Here is a 4,941-nt window from a genome sequence, read left to right on the forward strand (position 1 = left end):
GAGTGGGCCCAGTGACCAGCCGTCGCCGGCGATGTGGTGGACGACGAGCAGCAGGACGTGTTCCTGGGCGGAGAGCTCGAACAGGTCCGCGCGCAGCGGCGGTTCGACCGCCAGGTCGAACGGGTGGCGCGCGGCCCGGAGCAGGTGCCCGGTGAGGTCCGCCTCAGTGGTCACGGTGCGACCCGGCTCGATGGTCACCGTGTCGAGCACCCGCTGGTACGGCGTGCCGTCGGCCTCGGGGAAGACCGTCCGCAGGCTCTCGTGCCGGGCGACCAGGTCGCCGAGTGCCGCGCGCAGCGCGTCGCGGTCCAACTCGCCGGTGAGCCGCAGCGCCAACGGGATGTTGTAGGTGGCGCTGGGCCCCTCCATCTTGTGCAGGAACCAGAGCCGCCGCTGGGCGAAGGACAGTGGTACGACGTCCGGGAGCTGGTGCTTCGTCAGGGCGAGACGGGCCGGTCCGGCGAGGTCGAGGCGCGCGGCCACGGCGGCCGCGGTCCGGGCCTCGAACAGGGTGCGCAGGCCGAGCTCGACGCCGAGGGCGGCCCGGATCCGGGCGATCAGCCGGGTGGCGAGCAGCGAGTGGCCGCCGAGGTGGAAGAAGTCGTCGTCGACGCCGACCCGGGGCAGGCCGAGGACCTGCGCGAACAGGTCACAGACGATCTGCTCCTGCGGGGTCCGGGCCTCCCGGCCCGTTCCGGCGAGGGTGAAGTCCGGTTCCGGCAGGGCGGCCCGGTCCAGCTTGCCGTTCGCCGTCAGGGGCAGCCGCTCCAGCGGGACGACGGCGGCCGGGACCATGTGCTCGGGCAGCCTCCCCCGCGCGAACTCCCTTACCTGCTCCTGCCGGATGACGTCCCGGCCGACCACGTAGGCGACCAGGCGGGAGTCACCGGGCCCGTGCGGCCGGGCGACCACCGCGGCCTGGGCGATGTCGGGGTGGTCGGTGAGGACCTTCTCGATCTCGCCGGGTTCGATCCGGAAGCCGCGGACCTTGACCTGGTGGTCGGCGCGGCCGACGAACTCCAGCTCCCCGTCCGGGTTCCAGCGCACCAGGTCGCCGGTGCGGTACATCCGGCCGCCCGGCTCCACACCGTACGGGTCGGCGACGAAGCGCTCGGCGGTCAGCCCGGGCCGGCCCAGGTAGCCGCGCGCCACGCCGGTGCCCGCGATGTACAACTCGCCCACCACGCCGGGCGCGACCAGCTGCAGGCCGCTGTCCAGGACGTAGGCGCGGGTGTTGGCGATCGGCCGCCCGATCGGCGCGGGCAGCTGCCAGGCGTCGGGGTCGACGCCGAGGGCGTGGGCGGTGACCACGTGCGTCTCGGTCGGCCCGTAGTGGTTGTGCAGGCGGCGGCCCGGGGCCGAGCGGTGGAACTCGCGGACCAGGCGGCTCAGCGTCAGGGCCTCGCCGGCCTGCGCGACCGTCCGCAGTCGCGGCAGCGTCCGGCCCTGCTCGACGGCCGCCTCGGCGAGCGCCTCCAGCACCAGGTTGGGGGCGAACAGCTCCTCCACCCGCTGCTCGTCGAGCCACTCGGCGAACCGGGCGGCGTCGCGCCGCACCTCCTCGTCCGGGATCACCAGGGTCTTGCCGAAGGCCACCGAGGACAGCACCTCCTGGGCGGACACGTCGAAACTGATCGCGGTGAACTGGGCGGTCCTGGTGCCGGGTCCGCCGCCGATCGCGCGGTGGTGCCACAGCAGCAGGTTGAGCAGCCCGGCCGCCGGCATCACCACCCCCTTGGGCACGCCGGTGGAGCCGGAGGTGTAGATGACGTACGCGGGGTGGTCGGGGCTCAGCTCCACGGCGGGGTCGTGCGCGGGCCGACCGGCGAGGTCGGCGAGCACGGCCGGGTCGTCCAGGAGCAGGGTCTCGTGACCGTCGGGCAGGTTGGCCTCGGTGGCGCCGGTGGCCAGGACGACGAGGGGCCGGGCGTCGGTGACCATGTGCGCCAGCCGGGCCGGCGGGTACTCGGGGTCCAGCGGCAGGTAGGCGGCGCCGGCCTTGAGGACGGCGAGCACGGCGACGACCAGGTCGGCGGAGCGGGGCAGAGCGAGGGCGACGATCCGCTCCGGCCCGACGCCACGGGCGGCGAGCAGATGCGCCAGGCGATTCGCCCGCTCGTTCAACTCCCGGTAGCAGAGCGCTTTTTCGCCATCCACCACGGCCATCGCGGCCGGGTCGGCGGCCACCTGTGCCCGGAACAGTTCCGGCAGGCTCGGGTGGTCGAGCGCCGTCGCGGTGTCGTTCCGGGCGACCAGAAGATCCCGCCGTTCCTCGGCGGCGAGCAGGTCGATCCGGCCGAGCGGGCGGTCGGCGTCGGCGACCATCAGGTCGAGGACCCGGATCAGCCGGTCGACGAGGGCCTCGGCCTCGGCCCGGTCGAACAGGTCGTCGCGGTAGTCCAGGCGCAGGTAGAGCCGGTGCCCCGGGGCGGCGATCAGCGTCAGCGGATAGTGCGTCGCGTCGCGGCCGCGGGCGAGGTCGGGGGTGATGCGCAGCCCGGTGCCCGGCAGGTCGGCCGGGTCGCCCCAGGGGTAGTTCTCGAACACCAACGAGGTGTCGAACAGGTCGCCCAGGCCGGCCAGTTGCTGGACCGGTGCGAGCCCGAGGTGGTGGTGCGCGGTCAGCCGCGACTGTTCGTCCTGGAGCCGCACCACGGCGTCCAGCAGCGACTGCTCCGGATCCAGCCGCACCCGGACGGGCACCATCGCGATGAGCAGGCCGATCATCGACTCGACCCCGGCCAGCTGCGGGTTGCGCCCGGCCACCACGGCGCCGAACACGACGTCGTGGTGCCCGGTGCGGCGGCTCAGCACCAGACCCCAGGCGGTCTGCAGCACGGTGTTGAGGGTCACGCCGTGGCGGCGGGCCCACTCGACGAGTGCGGCCGTGCGGTCCTCGGCCAGCTCGGTGATGATGCGCTCCGGCATCAGCGCGGCCCGTGCCGGGTCCACCGGCGCCACCAGGGTGGGCTGTTCGAGGCCGGCGAGTGCCTCGCGCCAGGCCGCCTCCGCCGCCGGCCGGTCCTGCTGGGCCAGCCAGCCGAGGTACTGCCGGTACGGGGTGACCCGGGGCAGCGCCGCGGCCTCGCCGTCGGCGTAGACGGCGGTCAGCTCGCGCACCAGGATCGGGGTGGACCAGCCGTCCAGCAGGATGTGGTGGGTGGTCATGACCAGCCGGTGGTGCTCGCCGGCAAGCCGGACCAGGGCGAAGCGCAGCAGCGGCGGCTCGGCCAGGTCGAACCGGCGGCCGTGCTCCTTCGCGGCGATCCGGGTCAGCTCCGCCTCCGCCTCCGCGGCGGGCAGCGCGGACAGGTCGAACTCCTCCCAGGGCACCTCGACCTGGCGGGGGATCAGCTGGACCGTCTGGCCCGAGTCCACCTGCCGGAAGCCGGCGCGCAGGTTCGGATGCCGCCGCACCAGGGCGTGGACCGCCGCACGCAGCCGCGCGGCGTCCAGGGCGCCCGCGAGGTCGAACACGTGCTGCACCGCGTAGACGTCCGCACCGTCCTGCTCGTAGCGGGAGTGGAACAGCAGCCCCTCCTGCATCGGGGAGAGGGGCAGGATGTCTTCCAGGCCCGACGACGTCATTTCTGAATCCTCCACGCGGCTTCGAGTTGCTCGATGTCGTGCTGGCTGAGTTCGGTCAGAGGGAAGTCCGACGGTGTGTGGCCACCGGTGTCGGGCCGGTCCGCGTGCCGGACCAGGCCGCGGATCGCCCGGAACCAGTCCTCGGCGAGGGAGCGAACGTGCGGCTCGGGCCAGAGGTCGGGGGCCCACGTCCAGACGGCCTCCAGCCACGGGCCGTCCGGGGTGTCGCGGACCATCGAGTTGACCTCCAGGCCGTGCGCCAGGGCGGTGGCCGGGTCGGTACCGCTCAGCAGGCCCGCCTCCGGCGCGACCGTCCACGCCGGCTTGCCCGGCACCACCGCCGTGCCGGGGGCGGGGAACCGGCCCAGGTAGTTGAAGCCGAGCTGCGGTGCGGCGAGCCGGGCCAGCCCCGGCCCGGTCGCCGGGTTGAGATGACGCAGCAGGCCGAAACCGAGGCCCCGGTCGGGCAGCGCGCGCAGCTGCTCCTTCACCCGCTTCAGGGCCGGTCCGAGGGCCGGGCCGCCGCTCGTGACCTCGTCCCAGCCCAGGGCGCCCGGGTCGATCCGGACGGGGTGCAGGGAGGTGAACCAGCCGACCGTGCGCGACAGGTCCGTGCCGTCGAGGATCTCCTCGCGGCCGTGGCCCTCCACGTCCACCAGGAGCGCGGTGTGCGGGCCCCGGCCGTGACCGCGTCGCCACCGGGCGACGGCCAGCGCGAGCGCGGTCAGCAGGACGTCGTTCACCCCGGCGTGGAAGGCCGCGGGCGCCGTCGTCAGCAGCGGGGTGACGACCTCCGGCGGCAGCGAGACGGTGAGGCTCCGGGCCTGGCCGACGGTGTCCCGGGCCCGGTCCAGCCGGCCGGCGGTCAGCGCCGGGTCGGCAGGGGTCAGCAGGTCCGTCCAGAGCGCCGCCTCGGTGGTCCGGGCCGGCTGCCGTGCCTCCGCGGCGAGCAGCCGGGACCAGCGGGCCAACGAGGTCCGCACCGGCTCCAGCCGTGGCGGGCGGCCCTGCACGGCCGCCTCCCAGGCCGAGACCAGGTCCGGCAACAGGATGCGCCACGACACCCCGTCCATGACCAGGTGGTTGACCAGGAGCAACAGCCGGCCCGGTCGGTGCGGACCGGCGTCGAACCAGACCGCCTGGAGGAGCACCCCGCGCTCGGCGGAGAGCCGGTCCTGCGCCGCGTCCAGGTGTGCGCCCACGGTCGTCTCGTCGAGTGGCGGGGGGGGGGGGGGGGGGGGGGGAGGGGGGGGGGGGGGGAGGGGGGGGGGGGGGGGGAAAAAAACGGCCGGAAGGGAGCAAAAAGAGAAAGACAGGACACCGGCACACCGGTGAAGCCGCGCGTGACGCAAC

1 protein-coding gene and 1 pseudogene are annotated in these 4,941 nt (G+C 74.6%); both read right to left on the reverse strand.

The features are described 5' to 3' along the window. On the reverse strand, positions 1-3,588 hold a 3,588-nt coding region (locus ACZ6NC_RS41765; RefSeq protein ID WP_465739119.1), incomplete at its 3' end, for an amino acid adenylation domain-containing protein. Further along, positions 3,585-4,808 (reverse strand): annotated as a pseudogene (locus ACZ6NC_RS41770) (condensation domain-containing protein); the annotation flags it as partial. The pseudogene ACZ6NC_RS41770 and the gene ACZ6NC_RS41765, both read right to left, overlap by 4 nt. Between the last annotated feature and the right edge of the window lie 133 nt (positions 4,809-4,941).

The organism is Kitasatospora sp. NPDC041988 (genome assembly GCF_055588525.1).